Genomic DNA, 17,094 nt, shown 5'->3' with positions numbered 1-17,094 from the left:
AGCCCTGCGCACTACCCCGTGGCCCCGCGTGAAGCCTCGCCGGCGGGCTGGAGCTGCACGGCGGCACCGGTCCCTTCCACACGGGTCAGCGCGACCATCGCGAGGTCGTCCTCCGGAAGCCTGCCGGCGTGCGCCACGAGGTCGGTGAGGATCTCCCCGAGCACGTCGGGCAGACATTCGTGGCCGGCCTGGCCCTGCTGGATCCACCCCCAGTCCCCTGCGCGCTCCAGCAGCGGATAGCAGTGCCCGGCGGCGTCGCGGGCCTCGATCAGGCCGTCCGTGTAGAGCAACAGCGTGTCCCCTGAGGCCAGTTCGAAGCACTCCTCGATCGCGCCCAAACCGCGCAGACCGTGCAGGCCCAGTGGCGGTGACGGGAGGCCCGGCACGAGGTCGACGTGACCCCGGCTGGCCCGTACGGGCGGCGGATGACCGTGATTGACCATGCGGGCGAGCCGTTCACCGTCCGGGACCTCCAGGAGCAGCGCCGTCACAAAGCGCTCGTCCTTCTCGCGGGGGCCGTCGTCGGTCTCCGCCAAATGGCGCAGGAAGCTCTCCTCCAGGCGCCCTGACAGCTCGGTCAACGTACCGGCGCGCGGGGCCCATTCGCGGAACGCCCCGAGCACGGCGGCGACGTCCTCGAACGTGGGCAGGCCCTTGCCGCACACGTCACCGATGATCAGCCGAGTCGCACCGGCCGTCCGGGCGACCGCGTACAGGTCGCCACCGACCTGTCCGCGGCCACCGCACGCACGGTAGACGGACGCGATGCCCAGAGCACCGATACGCCTCGGAAGCGGCCGCAACAAGACCCGCTGCACTGTGTCGGACACGGCGTACGCCCGCGCCGCCCTGTGGCGATAACGGTCCTTCAGCCGGCCGAGCACGAGGGCCACGGCTCCTGCGGTGACCAGCGGCGCGATGCCGCATGCGAGGCTCGTATGGCCCAGCGGCAGGATGGCGCACACCGCGCACGCCACGCAGGCCACGAGGACACACGCCAGAAGACCCGCGACGGCCAGGCGATGAAGCGACTGCCCCTCCTCCCGCGCCTCCTCGAACTGTTGGATATCCGCCATCGAACTCACTCCCTCACAGTTGCTGCGCAGCTACAAGAGCCGGGGGATCCGCGAGCGGTCACGGCCCTGCGCATCGGGTCCCATTCGTGGTGGGACACCTCGACCGTAGGTCTGAGCAGGCATGGGCTCCTTGCCCCGTTGCGCACGGTCCATTGCCCGCCTGCGCAGTCCCCGGCAGCCACGTCATCGAACGCTCCTGTTCACCGCCGCTCTCGCCGCCTGCAGCGGCTCCGCCGCATCCCCGGGCTCCGCGGGCACACCGCCCGCGACGCAGAGCGCCTCCGGCTCCCCGGCGAGGAGCGCATCTCCTGCCGCCTCCCCCGCCCCCGGTGTGCGCTTCCAGGCGAAGGAGAATCGCCGACGCCGCAGGTCGACGACCTCTTCGTCACCGCCGCGGCACTGTCGATCACGGTCGTACGGCGACTCGGCGTCATGCTGGAGGGCACGGAGCGCTCTGGCCTGCCGCAGGGGTGAGCCCGGTCCTTGCCCATGTCAACGGGCCTTTGGCGCACGGAACTTGACGCGTCGCCCGGAACGGCGACCCCGGGCGCGGGAAAACCAGGTGCATCCGGCTGCGGCCGTCTCCTACCGTTCCCGGTATGCGCGTCGTTTTCACCAAAGGCCCAGGAACGAGCTACGACATCGCGGTGCACCGTGAGAACGGGGCCGAACTCGCCCCGCGCAACGGGCCCGGCGGGCACCGGTATCTGCCGCACGACCTGGTGCACTTCCTCGTAGAGGCGGAGGCAGGCATCGGTCTCGGGGTCTACGGGCGGCTGGCCGCCGGCGACAACGGCCTGTTCTGGCCCGCCGACCCCGCGGAGCGCGCCAAAGCCGCACGGCGCCGCAAGTCAACACCGGTGAAGCCGTCCGCCCGGGCACAGGCGGACATGGCCCGGTCCGAGCAGTTGGCGGCCATCGCCGTACCCGTGTGGGAGGTCCGGCACGGCCATGCGCAGAAGCTGCCCGCATATATGCCGGCGGGCGACATCCCCGCGGAGGTCGAGCGGATCGTGTCCCGGTTCGATGAATACGCCGGTCGCTGGCACGCGCTGCCGGTCGGGGGTTCGCTCACCCTGACGTGGTGAGGCGTCCTGCCCCGCGCCTCTTTCCGGGCGCCTCCCTCATCGTCGCGAGCTGCGCGTACGCTCGGTGGACGGCTGTCGGCGATCAGGAGGTGGGCGGTGCGGCGGACGTATCTGCTGTGGGTGATTGCGGCGGCCGGATTCGCCGTGGACCAGGTCACGAAGGCGATCGCCGCGGTTGTCGTGGAGGGCCATGAACCGCGTCACGCCCTGGGCGGCGCGATGACCTTCACCGCTTTCCGGAACCCCGGAGCGGCCGGCTCCTTCGCACCTCGCGCAACCCTGGTGTTCACGCTTCTGGCGATCGTCGTACTCGTCCTCATCGCCCGGGTCGCCTCCTCCGTCCGGTCCGCGGGCTGGGCGGTCGGTCTGGGGCTGATCTTCGCGGGCGCCGGCGGCAACCTGGCCGACCGCTTGTTCCGCACGCCCGGATTCGGTCGTGGCGCCGTGCTGGACTTCATCCAGTTCGGCTCATCAGGGATCTTCAACCTCGCCGACCAGTGCGTGACCGCCGGTGCGGCGATCGTCCTCATCCAGACGTTCCGCGGCGTTCCCCTGCGTACCGTCGCGACGCGTTCCCCGGGGAGTCGTCCGCTGGAGCAATGAGCACGCGGCACAGCTCTGCCGCCCAGGCGGCCCCCGCCTCCGGTCAGGTGTCGAGGCCCTCGATGGTCGCACGGACCAGGGGCAGCAGGTCCTCCAGATCTGCCGTCGCGAGCTCGTCGAGCGTCCCCGTGCCCCGGGCCAGCAGCACCCCCAGGAACGCGGCGACCGCCACCTCGGCCCGCAGGCGCGGCCGGTCCAGCCCACTGGCGGCGAACCGCTCCCGCAGCGGGTCGACCAGGCGCAGATACAGCTGGGCGCGGGCGGCGTCCTGTACGACGGGGGCGCCCTCGGCGTGGACGGCCGAACGGAAGACAGGGCCGGCGCCGCGCCGGTCCGCGCGCTCGAGCAGGACGCGGAGCCGATCGGAACCGAGCAGGTCCGGCGGGGCCGCGTCGCCCAGCTCCGCGCTCAGCACCGCGGTGTACAGGCCGCTCTTGTTGTTGAAGTACCGGGCGATCAGTGCCGGGTCGACACCCGCGCGCTCCCCGATGTCGCGGATCGTGGTGCGGTCGAAGCCCCGCTCGCTGAAGAGCTCGCTCGCCGCGTGGAGCAGCAGTTCGCGGCTGCGCGCGGAGTCCCGCCGGCGCGACGCCGTACTTTCGGTCATCGCGACGCCTCCTGCCGGGTCGCGTCCTCGCCCGCCGTGCGGGGCACGGAAGCCGCCCCGGGCGCGGCAGCGGCGACCGCACCATGCCGGAGCCGCGGCGGCAGGACGGCGGTCACCAGGATCATGGCCGCCCACACCCCGCAGGCCAGCAGCGCGGCCACTCCGTAGCCGTCGCCCGTGGGCAGCGTGTGGCCGGCAGTGGTGTGGGCCTGCAGGACGGTGGCGCTCAGCACGCTTCCGGTGGAGTAGCCGACGTAGCGCAGCACCTGGTTGAAGCTCATCGCGCTGCCGGTCTCGTGCGCGGGCACGGAACCCACGATCATTCCCGGCATCACGGCGAACATCCAGCCGATCCCGAAGCCGGCCACCGCCATGATGGCGAACAGCTCCCACAGCTGTCCGCGAACGAGGACGAAGGCCAGTACGGCGGTCAGGGAGACCGCGCACCCGACCGGCAGCACCAGGGCGGTGCCCGCGCGCCGGGCCACCAGCGGCACCACCCGGCCGGCGGCCATGCTGGCGAGGGAGAACGGCAGCAGCACCAGCCCGGTGAGGGCCACCGAGGCCCCGAATCCGTAGCCGGCTACGCGCGGCGTCTGCACGAACCGGGTGACCAGCGACACCAGCAGGTACATCCCGAGACCGGCCACCAGCGCGGTCACATTGGCGGTCAGCACGGTGCGGTCCTTGGTCAGCCGCAGGTCGACCAGCGGCTGCGGGGTCCGCAACTCGTGCACGACCCAGACCCCGAGCAGCAGCACGCAGATCCCGACCAGGCCGAGCAGCCGCACCGAGTTCCAGCCCCAGAACTCGGCCTCGCTCAGGGCGAGCAGCAGCCCGGCGAGTGCGGCACCGAGCAGCACCGCACCGGGAACGTCCAGCGGTGGCGCCTCACGCGGCGGCGACGGCGGCAGGACCACGACGGCGGCCACCAGCGCGGCGACGCTCACCGCCGCCCCGAACCAGAAGCCGGCGTACAGCCCGAAGGACTGCGCGATCAATCCGGTGACCGGGTAGCCCAGCCCGACCCCGGCCACGGTGGTGATCGACAGCAGGGCCACCGCGGGCCGCGACCGCTCCGGGGGCAGGGCGTCCCGGGCGGTGGCGATGGCCAGCGGGATGAGGCCCAGCCCGAGTCCCTGGAGCGCTCGCCCGGTCACCAGGCAGCTGATGCCCAGCGGCAGTGCCGCGAGCACGCAGCCGGTCAGCACCGCGATCAGGGCACCGAGGATCACCGGCCGGCGGCGCGGACCGTCGCCCAGCCGGCCCATCACGGGTGTGAAGACCGCTCCGACGAGCAGCGTGACGGTCAGCGACCACTGCGCGTCGTTGAGGGAGACGTGCTCCTCGGCGGCGATCGTCGGCACCAGCGGGGCGCCGAGGCTGCTCACCACGGCCACCAGCATGCCGAGCGAGACCAGGACCGGCACCAGCGCTCGCTGCCGCCCGGTCCGCGCCTCCGCTATTGCGGGACTGTCCACGACTCTCCTCGATGTCATCAGTCGAAGTCATCAACTGAAGTCATCGCATGATGACATTTATTCCCTGCCCCCTCACAACCGCTGCACACCGGCTCGAAGGGCTGCTGGCGAACCGGTCGCGCGGGAAGGCGTCGTGGCGTCGTATCCGGTGGTGCCGCTGCCGTCCGAGGTGGCGCTGATCCACGACGGCCGGGCGCGCCACATGGCCTTCCCGCCCCTTGGCGTACGGAGACTGGGCCCGGGGGTACAGCCTTGGCGCTTCGGGCGTGGCCCAGTGCGAGGTGGATCGACGAGGCTGCTTCGTGGTCGAATCCGAGCGGGCACGTCGGGCATGTCGCCGCCCGCTTCGCACGTTCGCCCGCGTCGGCCGACACGATCGTGAAGAGCATCGTGGCGGCACCAGCGATCGGCAGGCCGAGCCACGGAGCTTGGCGAATGCCGGCCACATCACGTAGAGGAGCACACTCGGCGGCACATGAGTGAGCAACCGGGGTGGACACCGCGCGGGCGGTCTCCACCAACGGTGGGTGCCCCCGTGGGGGCGTGCTGTGAACCCGGAGGCCGTTGCAGCCCTGGCGTACCGCCGGCGGGCGCCGCACGCGGCACGGACGCGCCCGCGGAGCGGCACGCGCACCACTGAGCCGGATCCCGAGACGCGCAGGGCGGCCAGAGGCGTCCGCCCCGGCCCGGTCAGGAGACGTCGGGTCAGTGGCTGGTGAGTTCGCCGCTGAGCCTGCCGTGGAGTGCGGCGCTGTCCCGGTCGAGGCCGGTGATCTCGACGGTCTTGCCGCGCTGCGCGTACTTGGCCTCGACGGCGTCCAGCGCGGCGACGGACGAGGCGTCCCAGATGTGGGCCGCGGACAGGTCGATGACGACCTTGTCGGGGTCGGTGGCGTACTGGAACCGGGTGGCCAGATCGTTGGAGGAGGCGAAGAACAGCTCTCCGGTCACCGAGTAGACGACGCCGGTGCCGTCCGGATCGACGACGGCAGTGACGTCGGCGACGTGGGCGACGCGCCGCGCGAAGATCACCATCGCGGTGACGGAGCCGACCACGACGCCTATGGCCAGGTTGGAGGTGGCGACCACGACCGCGACGGTGACGGCCATGACGGCGATCTCCCCGACGGGCATCCGCCGGAGCGTCCTCGGCGCGATGGAGTGCCAGTCGAACGTGGCGAAGGAGACCATCACCATCACCGCGACCAGGGCGGCCATGGGGATGTCGGAGACGACGGGGCCGAAGAGGATGCACAGCAGCATCAGGAACGCGCCCGCGAGGAAGGTGGACAGGCGGGTGCGGGCGCCCGAGACCTTCACGTTGATCATCGTCTGGCCGATCATGGCGCAGCCGCCCATGCCCCCGAAGAAGCCGGTGACGATGTTGGCGATGCCCTGGCCGATGGACTCGCGCGTCTTGGAGGAACGGGTGTCGGTGATGTCGTCGACCAGCGTGGCGGTCATCAGCGACTCCATCAGGCCGACCAGCGCCATCGCGAGCGCGTAGGGGCCGATGACGGTCAGGGTGTCCAGCGTGAACGGCACGTCCGGCAGTCCGGGGACGGGCAGCGAGGACGGCAGCGCGCCCTTGTCCCCGACCGTCGGCACCGCGATCCCGGCGGCGACGGTGATCACGGTGAGGATCACGATGGAGACCAGGGGTGCCGGGACCACCGTGGTGACCTTCGGGAAGAACACCATCAACGCCAGGCCGGCCGCGATGAGCGGGTAGACCGGCCAAGGCACGTCGTGCATCTCGGGCACCTGGGCGATGAAGATCAGGATGGCGAGGGCGTTGACGAAGCCCACCATCACGGAGCGCGGTACGAACCGCATCAGCTTCGCCACCCCGAGCGCGCCGAGAACGATCTGGATGCACCCGGCCAGGATGACGGCGGCGATCAGGTAGGGCAGTCCGTGCTCCCGGTTGAGAGGGCCGATGACCAGCGCGACGGCGCCGGTGGCCGCCGAGATCATCGCCCGGCGCCCGCCGACCACGGAGATGGTGACGGCCATGGTGAACGAAGCGCACAGGCCGATCACCGGATCGACCCCGGCGATGATCGAGAACGAGATCGCCTCGGGAATGAGCGCGAGCGCGACCACCAGGCCGGCCAGCACCTCGGTCCGCCACACCTTCGGATCGGACAGCCAGTCGGGACGCAGGCCGCGCAGTCGCGCGGCAGGGGACAGGGAGGCGGCGGAAGAAGACAAGAGGGGGAGAACCTGTCGTGCTCGGGCACAGTCCCGGCGGCGGGCCGGAGTGCGGGAAGAACGCGGGAGGCCGGGCCGGCACCCCGTGGTCGACCCGCGCGGCGGGCCGGAGATCTGAGGACAGCGGGCGGCACGCACCAGCGGCCGCGTTCGCGTCAGTGGCGAGGCATCAGGGCGGGCAGGCGGCGGAGCCTGGCTCCGTGGACACGCGCACGCATATCTCCCGCGGATTCGGATCTTCGCCGGGGGCGCCATCGGCCCCGACACGGCGGCGGGCCGCACAGCCCGTACCGCGGCAACTCTACCCTAACGTTAGAGTAGGGATGGGTGGGGCCGACGGGACGGCGCGATGACACCCACGGAAGAAGGGCCGGGGCCGCAGGCGTGGACCAGCACATGCAGATCGGCGAGGTCGCTGCGCGAACCGAACTGTCCCTGCGCACCATCCGGCACTACGAGGAGACCGGCCTGGTCACGCCGTCCGCCCGCTCGCAAGGTGGTTTCCGGCTCTACACCGAGGCCGACGTCGCCCGTCTCATGGTCATCCGCCGCATGAAGCCGCTCGGCTTCACCCTCGAGCAGATGCGTGACCTGCTGGAGGCCGCCGACCGCTTGGACGCCGCGGACCTTGACGACGGCGAGCGCGAAGCGCTCATCGAGCGCATGCGTGCCTACGAACAGGCTGCCGCCGAGAAGATCGAGGACCTGCGCGTCCAACTGGCCCGCGCCGAGGACTTCGCCGCCACCCTGCGCGCGCGTCTGGACAGCGCAGGGCAGCGACCTGCCGCGCCGGCGTCAGCGGAGCCGGGAAGCGAGGACCGCTCCCGATAGGAGGGCATCCGCCGAGCGGTGCCTACAGGGCGATCCAGTAGCGGCGCTTGAGGCCCGCGCCGGTGGTGCGGACATCCTCCAGGACCCCGCCATTGCGCTCGATGCTGCGCGCCGACCCGATGTTGTCGTCGTCGCAGGTGACGAGGACCCGGTCCAGGCCGAGCGCACGGGCCTCGGGGAGAACCGCCCCGAGAGCCCACGTCGCCAGGCCGCGCCGCCGGGCGGAGGGCCGGATGCTGTAGCCGATGTGCCCGCCGACGTCGAGCAGGAAGTCGTTCAGGTAGTGCCGCAGATCAACGGCGCCCAGGTAGGTGTCGCCCTCGACGATCCACCAATGGGTGGCATGGACGCGCTCTTCCCCGACGGGAACCGATGTGTCCGCCTGCTGCCGCAGCCGTTCGACCCACACCGAGAAGACCCCGGGGCTGCCGAGGTCGCCCTCAGGCGCGAGACGCAGACCGGACCCGTCCTGGTGGGCACCGGGAGACCACTCGTCGCGCGCGTCGAGCCATGAGGACTGCAACGTGCTTGTGGGGGTGATCAGTTCAGGCATACGCGGACGCTAGCACTCGTCCGTCCCGCCTGATCGCGTCTGTCCCGGGCCGGTTCGGACCCACGACTGCCCGCAGATGGGCATCGGCGGCGCCGTCGTGGTCGTCGGGCGTTCGCATTGACCGCCTCGATGGGCGCAGACACCATCCGTGCGACGGGAACGCGCTGCAGGTGGGGCACGGCCGGCAAGGTGGCCGGGGACACCGAACGGTACTGCCGCACCTGCGAACAGCGAGTTCCGCCGGTGGTGCGCAACGGTGTCGGAGCCGGTCGCCGCCGCGTGCATGCCCCGGCACCTGGGCGAAGCAGCTTCCGTCACGACGGCCACCCGTAGGGTCACCCCATGACAGCGTTCGACGACCTTGTTCGCCTCGTCCCTCCACCGTCGCGACCACTGTGGGCGAACGGAGAATGGAACGAGGCGGAGGGAGCACTCGGCGTGGAACTCCCCTCGGACTTCAAGCAGTTGGTCGGAGCCTACGGGGCCCACCACTTCGCCGAGTTCTTGACGCCCCTGACGCCCTTCGGCGGGCGGGACCTGCTGGTCGGCCCCGCGAAGCGGTTGCTGGACCAGGAACGCGACTTCCGGGACAGTCATCCCGAGGACTGCCCTTACCCCTTCTACCCGGAGCCGGGCGGGCTCCTGCCCTGGGCAGGAACCGACAATGGGGACCGCGTGTGCCGGCTCACCGACGGGAAACCGGACGAGTGGACGGTCGTCTGCTGGAATCCGCGGGGCTGGTACTACGACGCGCATCGTGCGGGTGCGGTCGAGTTCCTGGCCGGTTGGCTGTCGGGACACATCAGCACCAGCGTCTTTCCTGATGCCGCCGAGTTTGCCGAGGAGGACTGACGCGCCGCCCACTGGGCGTCGTCTCCGGTCTTGTCGGCCGCACCGACTCCAGCCACCGCGGCCTCGTCGGCAGTCGCACCGATCCCCACGACCGCGATTCCCGCACCACGAATGGTGACCGGTCAGGGGTGACCAGGTCCGCCGGACGCCGACCCCACTGGTCGGGAGCCGTGGGCGGATGGCCGGCCCGCCGGCCCCGTCACAACGGCTCCACCAGGCCGGCCCGCCACTCCGGCGACGGATCCGAGCCCAATTCGCTCCAGTACTCGCGGCCGGCCACGATCCTTCCGTCCCGGACCGTCCAGAACGACGCCACCCGGTGCACGCCCATCGTTTCGTGCGGAACCTCCACCTCGGAGACCACCTGGTCACCGTCGGCGACGACCCGCAGCACCCGGATCGACCACCCCTCCGGATACTCCGCGTTGATGCGCACATACCGCGCCCGCCCGACGATCCGCTCGCCGCTGACCGGCCACTCCACCATCAGGTCCTCGGCCAGCAGCTCACCCAGCCCGGCCCAGTCCCGGGCCTGCATGCGCTCCCAGAGCGCATGCACGATCTTCGAAGCGTCCATGGGCCTCATCCTCGCAGCCCTCACTGACAGGCGCCGGTCCGTCACCGACACGACCTCGGGGTGCGCTGCTCCCGCCGGGTACGGCCCGGACCAGGCGATTTCCCGGCATACAGGGCAACGGACGGGGTGAAAACACGTTCGACGTACAGAGGTCTCAAGCTTTCCTATTCGGTTACCGATACAGCCCGTAGCAAGGGGGGATTCGAGGAAGGTTGGTTCCTTTGACGTCATCCTGCAGGCGGGCCGGCCCGTCATCGTGGTCGATGACGCGGACCGCGAGAACGAGGGCGATCTGGTCATGGCGGCGCAGTTCGCGACCGCGGAGACCATGGGGTTCTTCGTCCGATTCACCGGCGGCCTGATCTGCGCGCCGATGGCGCCGGAGATCGCCGACGCCCTGAAACTGCCGCTGATGGTCCCGCCCGGATCCGGCAGCGGCGCCGGCACCCCGGCCTTCACGGTGTCCGTGGACGCGGCCGGTGTCGGGTCCGGGATCCCGGCCGCGGACCGGGCGCTCACCGCGCGGACGCTGGCCGCGCCCACGACCCACCCCGACCAGCTGATCCGGCCCGGGCATGTGTTCCCGCTGCGCGCCCGGCCCCGGGGCATCGCCGAACGGCGCGGCCACACCGAGGCCACCGTCGACCTGCTGCGTCTGGCCGGGTTGTCACCGGTCGGAATGATCAGCGAGGTATGCGCGGACGACGGCTCGGTCGCCGCACCGGACCGGCTGCGTGCCTTCGCCGACGAGCACGGCCTGACGATCGTCTCGATCGAGCAGTTGTCGAGCCACCTGCGGCTCGCCCGTACCACGACGGCGTGACCGGATGCGCCGAGCGACGATCTTCGACCTGGACGACACGCTGATCGACAGCGGGGACGCCTGGGCACGTGTGTGCGCCGCGTTCGCTGGCGGCCGGGGGACGACGCGGCCCTGCACGGCAACGGCGGCTGGGCGACGTTCGTCGCGGGCCTGTGCGGCGGAGCGGTAAGCCCCGCGGAGGTCGTCGAGACCTGCACCACCGCGATGACCGGCGAACTCGCGGCCGGCCGTGTCCAGGCACTGCCCGGGGCGGTGGACCTGGTCCTCGATGCCGAACGTCACGGGCCCGTCGGGCTGGCCACCGCCAGCCCGCGCCGCTACGTCGTGGCGGTCCTCGACAAGCTGGGCCTGGCGGGACGGTTGCGTGCCGCCGTGTGCGGCGAGGAGGTGGCCCGGGGGCAAGCCCGCACCGGACGCGTATCTGCTCGCCGCTGCCGAGATCGGCGTCCCACCGTCCGACTGCCTGGCCGTCGAGGACTCCCCCAACGGCATCCGGCCGGCAACCGCGGCCGGCATGCCCGTCCTCGCCATCCCTCGCGGCGGCGCCGCACTGCCGGCCGCCGTCGCCCACCTGCCCGCGGCACAGGCCCCCAACGCGGCGGCGGCACTGCCCCTCCTGACCCGGCTTCTCACACCCCGCCCCGGTTCCCTGATCCACGAAGCCGGCCCCTGGCCCCGTGAACACGGCGCCCCTGCGGTATATCCCCGCGACTCCTCCTTCCGTGCGGTATAGTCGAGTTACCGACGCGGGGTGGAGCAGCTCGGTAGCTCGCTGGGCTCATAACCCAGAGGTCGCGTGGTTCAAATCCCGCCCCCGCTACGAATATCCGGCCCCCTCCGACGTGATGTCGGAGGGGGCCGTCGACGTACGTCACCGTGCTTCGGTGAACCGGCGACCGTGCGATCGAGAAGAACGGTGAGGCATCCGTGACCCGCGAGCTGTACAACGTCCGTCCGGTGCCGGCGGAGGGTGAGCCCACACCGCTGACGGACGAGGAGGAGCAGCGTGCGCGCTCCACGCTGTTCCACGACCTCGGCCGCGTGATCGCCGATCGCGGCTGGGTGCGCTTCCCCGCTTACTCGCGCGAGGAGCGGCGACGGCTGGTCGCCGTCGCCCAGCGTCTGAGCGCCCATTGGGGCTGCGAGGTCCGCGTCGAGGCCGAGGACCACTGCGCCCTGAGGCTCTTCCTGCCCGGACACGGACCGCAGGCACCCGCCCTCTCCCCCGCCGCGGACGGCGAGGGCTGACGGAGCGCGGCAATCAGCGGAGCGACTCGGGCAGTTCCTCCCGGTGGACGATGCCCAGGCGCTGCGTCGCGCGGGTCAGTGCCACGTAGAGGTCACTGGTTCCGAACCGCCCCGGCTCCACGACCAGGACATGGTCGAACTCCAGACCCTTGGCCTCGCGCGGGCCCAGCAGCACCACCGGACGGGTCAGGTCGGGTTCGGCGCCGGCCGTCACGCCGTCGAGCGGGGCCGCGATCTCCTCGTGCAACGCCCGCGGTGCGATCACCGCGAGGCGCCCCTGCTCGGGTGTCAGTTCCGCGACGGCCTGTGCCACGGCGCCCGCCAGGTCCGCACCGGCATCCCGCGTCCACGGCTTCTCACCGGTGGAGCGCACCGACCCGGGCGGCTCGAACGAGGGGTCCTTCGCCTGCACGACCCTGGCGGCGAGCTCCATGATCTCCGCGGGCGTACGGTAGTTGACCCCCAGCCTGACGTGCTCGAAGCGGTCGCCGACGTACGGCTCCAGGATCTTCTCCCACGAGCCGACACCTGCCTCCTCCGAGGTCTGCGCCGGGTCACCGACCAGGGTCAGCGAGCGGGTCGGTGAGCGGCGCATCAGCAACCGCCAGGCCATCGGCGAGAGTTCCTGAGCCTCGTCGACGATGATGTGCCCGAACGCCCAGGTCCGGTCGGCGGCGGCCCGCTCGGCCGCGCTCCGGTGATCGGCCTCCTCCTGCCGGTCGGCCATCCGCTCGGCGTCGATGATGTCGTGGGCGGCCAGACGCTCGGACTCCTCGTCCTCGAACTCGTACGTCTCCGAGCCCCGGGACAGTTCCAGGACGCCCTGCGCGTAGGCGACCCGCTCCTGGCGCTCGGCTTCGGCCGCGGCACGGGCGGCACTGTCGTCCGCCCCGAGCAGTTCGGCCGCCTCGTCCAGGAGGGGCACATCGGCCGGCGTCCACTCCCCCTCTTCCGGACCGCGCCGGATGGCCTCGGCGTCCTCCTGCGGCAGGTACACCGGCTCGGCGAGATAGCCGGCGAGGAACTCCTCGGGCGTGAACACCGGCCACAGCTCCGCGATGGCGGCGCGCACCTGACGGCTCGCGGCGACGCCCTTGCCGAGCTGCGCGATGTCGTCGGCGCCCAGGAAGTTCGGACCGCCGTGAGGGTCCGCGCCGATACGTTCGGCGAGCTGCGCGGTCAGGGCGTCGATCACGTGGAACGCGAAGTACGGACGGGCGAGGTTGTGGGGCAGCAGGGTCTCGCGGGCCGCTTCTCTGGCCTGGTAGGCGATCTCCCAGTCCAGGACGAGCTCCCCGTCGTCGTGCGCGACGACCACCGGCGCGCCGGGCTCGGGCAGTTGCTGCCGGTCGCGTACGGCCAGCGCGAGGACCTCGGCCATCCCCGCCCCGCCCTTGACCGTGGCCGCACGGGGGGTGTCGGTGCCGCGGGCGTGGACACCGGGGAAGAGCTCGGCCTGCGTGGCCAGCATGACCCCGGTCTCGCCGAGCGCGGGCAGCACTTCGCCGATGTAGCCGAGGAAGGCCGCGTTGGGGCCCACGACCAGCACCGCGCGCTTGGCAAGGAGCTCACGGTGCTCGTACAGCAGGTAGGCCGCACGGTGCAGCGCGACCGCCGTCTTGCCCGTACCGGGGCCGCCCTCGACGACGAGGACACCGCGGTGCGGTGCGCGGATGATGCGGTCCTGTTCGGCCTGGATGGTCCGCACGATGTCGCCCATGCGGCCGGTGCGGGCGGAACCGAGCGCGGCCAGCAGCACGGCGTCACCGCTGGGGTCCTCGAAGCCGCTGCGTTCGGCGTCGCGGAGATCCAGGATCTCGTCGTGCAGCTCGGTCACCGTGCGGCCCTCGGTGGTGATGTGCCTGCGCCGGCGCAGATCCATCGGCGTGTGCCCGGTGGCGAGATAGAACGGCCGGGCGACCGGTGCCCGCCAGTCGATCAGCAAAGGCGTGTGTTCGGAGTCGTCCTCACGCATTCCGATACGGCCGATATGGTGCACGGCACCGTCGCGCAGATCGATGCGGCCGAAACACAGCGAACCGTCCACGGCGTTGAGGGCCGCCAGCAGACCCGAACGCTCCGCGACCCGCACATCGCGTTCGAGGCGCGCCTGCAGACCGTTCCCCACCGGCGTCAACGCGTCCTCGACACCGTGCGCCGCGACGCCGCGCAGCGTGTCGACACGGTCGTAGACCCGGTCGATGAATTCCTGTTCCCTCTGCAATTCAGCGTCCCCGCGAGTTGACAAAGCGGCTCCCTGCCCGATACAGTGTTCCATGTAGCCCCCATTGAGGGGCTTTTTCTGTTGATGCACAGAACTCCCCAATATACGTGACGAAATCCCCGGTCGGCAATTGCGTGCCGGGGATGTGCCGTACTCGTGGGCCGTACGCCCCTCCCCCGATGGACTCCGCGCGCGGAAATCGCTTGGCCCGGGTCCCGGGCGGGCTCTAGCCTCGCCTGCATCGGCGTGTAGCTCAGCAGCAGAGCACCGGGCTCGGGACCCGGAGGGCGCAGGGGCGGAACCTGCCACGTCGGCGTATGGACAATGACGCTGAGCAGCAGCTTCCCGCCGGATCAGGCGCATCCGCGAACTACCCGCAGGGCAGACTGGCCCAGGCTTTCCTGACCGCGCTGACCCACCATGACCCCGAGACCCGGCGCCGTGCCGGAACCCGCGTCCAGCGCTGGCGGGCGGTGCTCGACGGGATGGCCGACGGGCGCCTGACCATCGGCTCGCGCACCCCCGTCGCCGGACTGCCCGCCTGGGTGACCCCCCAGGTCCTGCGCGGTGGGTTCGCCACACCGGACGCGAGCGCGGGGGGCCCGCTGCTGCCGTACGAACGTGAGGCCGCCCGCTCGGCCGGGGTGCCCGCCGACCGGTCGGCGCTGTTCGCGCACTGGCTCACCGACCGGGGACTGGACCAGTTGTCCGCGCTCCTCGACAGCGGCCGCTACGAAGTCGCCGTGCCCGAGGAGGCCGCCTTGCTCACGGTGGCCTGGCTGGTGCGGGCCGGCGACGTGACCGCCGCGGTCGACCTGGTCCGCGTCCTCGAACCGTTCGCCGGACAGCTGCGCTTCACACCGCGGCCGTCGCCCCTGCTCCCGCCGGACCCCCGCGCGGTGCACCGGCGCACGGTCGGCGACGCCGGCGCGGACCTGGCACGGCGCCGGCCCCACGCCGCCGTCGAGACCCAGCGCGAGGCGCTCACGATCTGGCAGCCGTTCGGCGACGAACTCCTCACCCACTGGCTGGAGACCGCCGGCGCCGGCCGCGTACTGGACCACGTCCCCGACGACACCTGGCGGGAACGCGGCGCGGTGCTCCTGCGCCGCTACCAGGATCTCGCCGTGGTCCACACCCGCTGCACCAAGCACCGTGATCCCACGGAGAATCTGGGGATCCTGCGCGGCGCACTGGAGGAAACCGTCGCAGGACGGTCACTGGACCCGCGCCGACTCGGCCTGCTGCGGCACGCGGTGGAGTCCATGGTGCGCCGGCGCGGCCGGCCCGGCTCCGAGCACCACACGCGACTGCGCACCCGGCAGGCGGTTCAGGCGGCCCTGCCGTCCCACCACGCCCTGGCCCAACTCGCGGCACGCAGGCTCTCCCTGCTCCCCCAGGACACCGGCGCGGCCGACACGGCACGGCTGATCGCGGAGGTCACGCAGCACGAGGCACACGAAACCGGCCTGCCCGCGGGCACGGCGATTCCGCCGGCGATCCGGCGCGTCGTGGAGGCGGCGTCGAGCGCGCCGGTCGGCACACTCGTGGCACGCAAAGTGGTGCCCTCCGCCGAGGTCCTGGCCGAACTGGTGCCGCAACTCGTCGCCGCGGCAGGCGCGCAGGCCTACGCCGACCCGGCGCTGCGCACCCTCGCCGCCGCGAACTACCGGGCATTCCGGAACCGCCGGTCGTTGCTCCTGCGCGACCTCGCCCATCAGGTGCGGGCCGAGGAACTGCCCTGGGTGGGGGCGGTGGCCGGGTACCGCGTCGCGGAGGAGGGCCGGGAGCCGGCCCACATCGTCCTGCGTGAGCTGGGCGAACTGGCCGTACAGGCGTTTCCCGGCACGCTCCTGCCCAACCCCCTGGTCCGCGAGCTGAGCGTGCTGGCCCGGCAGGCCGAGTCCGGCGCGCCGTTCGTCGAGGAGCTCGCCGCGGACATCTTCGAGGGCACCTTCACCCCGAAGTTCCTCGCGGCGGCGCGGGTCGCCGCGGAACTCCTCGGCGGCACACTGTACGAGCGGTACTACGCCATCGACTACGCGGCCGTCCGCAACCTCGCGATCGCGGAGACGGGCAAGGCCCTGACCCGTACCGGTACCCGGCGGGCCACCGGGTCGGCCGCATTCGCCGAGCTCTGCGCCCAGCGGGCGGGCCGGGCCGGCACGGAGGGCTGGTCGGTGGCGGGCAACGGCACGGTCATCGAGCAGGCCCAGATCCTCACCACGCACAATCTGGCCACCCTGGTCGCCCGCGTCGGCATCACGCCCGAACCCGGCTGGGACGACCTGGCCCGCCGCTGCTTCACCACCGTGTGCCGGACCACCGCCCGGGTCCACAACAATCCGCGGCCACTTGCCGCCATCAAGGACGCCGCGTACGCATGGCGGCAGATGCTGTTCCACCTGTCGCTGTGCCGCCCCGCCGCGCAGTCCCGCGTCATCGCCCAGCTGGACGAAGAGGCGGCCCGTCACCCCGCCCACGTCGCCGCCCGCCTCGCCCCCGCCCTGACCGGCCTGCGGCAGGTCGCCGCCGGCGGCACCGCGGGCAGCGGCACCGGGCGGCGCCTCCTGGGCTGGACCACCGCCGACCACTGGATGCGATGAGTCGGGAGCGCGGCACCCGCCTCGACCACGCGTCGTACTCCGGCGCCGGCGGGATCGTGGTGCACCTCGTCAGTCGGCGGATGCAGGGGGATGACCGCGGCGCCGCGGGTGAGGTCATCGCGGATCAGGACGTCGAGGTGGCACTCCACGAGGACGTAACTGCCGTCCTCCGGAGGCGAGTTGCCGCCACCCGGGCCGGCGCTGCCGACGTGCGACCCCTGGAGGGCGACGGGTTCACCGTCGCGGGAAGCGAGTGCGCTCCGCACGACATGCCCGGGAACGTCCGCACGTGTCCGGATCGATCAGGAATA

At 71.8% G+C, this 17,094-nt stretch carries 15 protein-coding genes and 2 tRNA genes; 10 read left to right on the top strand and 7 right to left on the bottom strand.

Features of this window, described 5'->3' with window-relative positions; genetic code table 11:
* Positions 1-11: 11 nt before the first annotated feature.
* Entirely contained in the window at positions 12-1,076 is a 1,065-nt protein-coding gene (locus RV983_RS35945) for a PP2C family protein-serine/threonine phosphatase (RefSeq protein ID WP_475989899.1), read from the bottom strand.
* A 599-nt stretch (positions 1,077-1,675) separates the two neighbouring features.
* Between RV983_RS35945 and RV983_RS35940 the strand changes: the two genes are divergently transcribed.
* Together RV983_RS35940 and RV983_RS35935 are read left to right on the top strand one after the other, a co-directional pair.
* On the top strand, positions 1,676-2,164 hold the full coding sequence (locus tag RV983_RS35940) for a PIN domain-containing protein (RefSeq protein ID WP_475989898.1): 489 nt from the start codon (positions 1,676-1,678) through the stop codon (positions 2,162-2,164).
* Between the two features lie 96 nt (positions 2,165-2,260).
* A complete protein-coding gene (locus tag RV983_RS35935; RefSeq protein WP_475989897.1) occupies positions 2,261-2,767 on the top strand; it encodes a signal peptidase II in 507 nt (168 codons plus the stop codon).
* A gap of 43 nt (positions 2,768-2,810) precedes the next feature.
* On the opposite strand, the gene RV983_RS35930 is transcribed toward RV983_RS35935, so the two are convergent.
* From RV983_RS35930 to RV983_RS35920, 3 genes are all read right to left on the bottom strand, one after another.
* Positions 2,811-3,374, bottom strand: coding sequence for a TetR/AcrR family transcriptional regulator (locus tag RV983_RS35930; protein WP_475989896.1), 564 nt, complete (start codon positions 3,372-3,374; stop codon positions 2,811-2,813).
* Entirely contained in the window at positions 3,371-4,855 is a 1,485-nt protein-coding gene (locus RV983_RS35925) for an MFS transporter (protein ID WP_475989895.1), read from the bottom strand. The genes RV983_RS35930 and RV983_RS35925 overlap by 4 nt, the downstream gene beginning before the upstream one ends.
* Before the next feature lie 705 nt (positions 4,856-5,560).
* A complete protein-coding gene (locus RV983_RS35920; RefSeq protein ID WP_475989894.1) occupies positions 5,561-7,069 on the bottom strand; it encodes a SulP family inorganic anion transporter in 1,509 nt (502 codons plus the stop codon).
* Positions 7,070-7,465: 396 nt separating this feature from the next.
* On the opposite strand from RV983_RS35920, the gene RV983_RS35915 reads away from it, so the two are divergent.
* Complete coding sequence (locus RV983_RS35915; protein WP_475990555.1) at positions 7,466-7,900, top strand: MerR family transcriptional regulator; 435 nt, start codon at positions 7,466-7,468, stop codon at positions 7,898-7,900.
* Between the two features lie 22 nt (positions 7,901-7,922).
* On the opposite strand, the gene RV983_RS35910 is transcribed toward RV983_RS35915, so the two are convergent.
* Positions 7,923-8,453 carry a GNAT family N-acetyltransferase gene (locus tag RV983_RS35910; protein WP_475989893.1) on the bottom strand — a complete coding sequence of 177 codons (531 nt, stop codon included), beginning with the start codon at positions 8,451-8,453 and terminating at the stop codon, positions 7,923-7,925.
* A 342-nt stretch (positions 8,454-8,795) separates the two neighbouring features.
* Between RV983_RS35910 and RV983_RS35905 the strand changes: the two genes are divergently transcribed.
* Positions 8,796-9,305, top strand: a complete 510-nt coding sequence (locus tag RV983_RS35905) for an SMI1/KNR4 family protein (RefSeq protein WP_475989892.1) — start codon at positions 8,796-8,798, stop codon at positions 9,303-9,305.
* Positions 9,306-9,504: 199 nt separating this feature from the next.
* On the opposite strand, the gene RV983_RS35900 is transcribed toward RV983_RS35905, so the two are convergent.
* Positions 9,505-9,882: a nuclear transport factor 2 family protein gene (locus RV983_RS35900; protein WP_475989891.1), complete on the bottom strand. Its 378-nt coding sequence runs from the start codon at positions 9,880-9,882 to the stop codon at positions 9,505-9,507.
* 166 nt (positions 9,883-10,048) lie between these two features.
* Here RV983_RS35900 and ribB point away from each other — a divergent pair, with 166 nt between their 5' ends.
* The 4 genes from ribB to RV983_RS35880 all read left to right on the top strand — a co-directional run bounded on the left by ribB (position 10,049) and on the right by RV983_RS35880 (position 11,953).
* On the top strand, positions 10,049-10,705 hold the full coding sequence (gene ribB / locus RV983_RS35895) for a 3,4-dihydroxy-2-butanone-4-phosphate synthase (RefSeq protein ID WP_475990554.1): 657 nt from the start codon (positions 10,049-10,051) through the stop codon (positions 10,703-10,705).
* A 364-nt stretch (positions 10,706-11,069) separates the two neighbouring features.
* Positions 11,070-11,438 carry an HAD family hydrolase gene (locus tag RV983_RS35890; protein WP_475989890.1) on the top strand — a complete coding sequence of 123 codons (369 nt, stop codon included), beginning with the start codon at positions 11,070-11,072 and terminating at the stop codon, positions 11,436-11,438.
* A gap of 12 nt (positions 11,439-11,450) precedes the next feature.
* Positions 11,451-11,525, top strand: a tRNA-Met gene (locus RV983_RS35885).
* Positions 11,526-11,632: 107 nt separating this feature from the next.
* Positions 11,633-11,953, top strand: a complete 321-nt coding sequence (locus RV983_RS35880; protein WP_475989889.1) for a hypothetical protein — start codon at positions 11,633-11,635, stop codon at positions 11,951-11,953.
* Between the two features lie 13 nt (positions 11,954-11,966).
* Here RV983_RS35880 and RV983_RS35875 read toward each other — a convergent pair whose 3' ends face one another.
* The gene (locus RV983_RS35875) at positions 11,967-14,177 is read right to left on the bottom strand and encodes a HelD family protein (RefSeq protein ID WP_475989888.1); all 2,211 of its coding nucleotides are present in this window, start codon (positions 14,175-14,177) and stop codon (positions 11,967-11,969) included.
* A 242-nt stretch (positions 14,178-14,419) separates the two neighbouring features.
* Between RV983_RS35875 and RV983_RS35870 the strand changes: the two genes are divergently transcribed.
* Both RV983_RS35870 and RV983_RS35865 read left to right on the top strand, forming a co-directional pair.
* A tRNA-Pro gene (locus RV983_RS35870) sits at positions 14,420-14,491 on the top strand.
* A 3-nt stretch (positions 14,492-14,494) separates the two neighbouring features.
* Positions 14,495-16,783, top strand: coding sequence for a hypothetical protein (locus RV983_RS35865; protein ID WP_475989887.1), 2,289 nt, complete (start codon positions 14,495-14,497; stop codon positions 16,781-16,783).
* Positions 16,784-17,094: the final 311 nt, after the last annotated feature.

This window comes from Streptomyces sp. RLA123 (assembly GCF_056270165.1).
The sequence above is the reverse complement of the archived record's forward strand: the minus strand, read 5'-3'. Positions and strand labels throughout refer to the sequence as shown.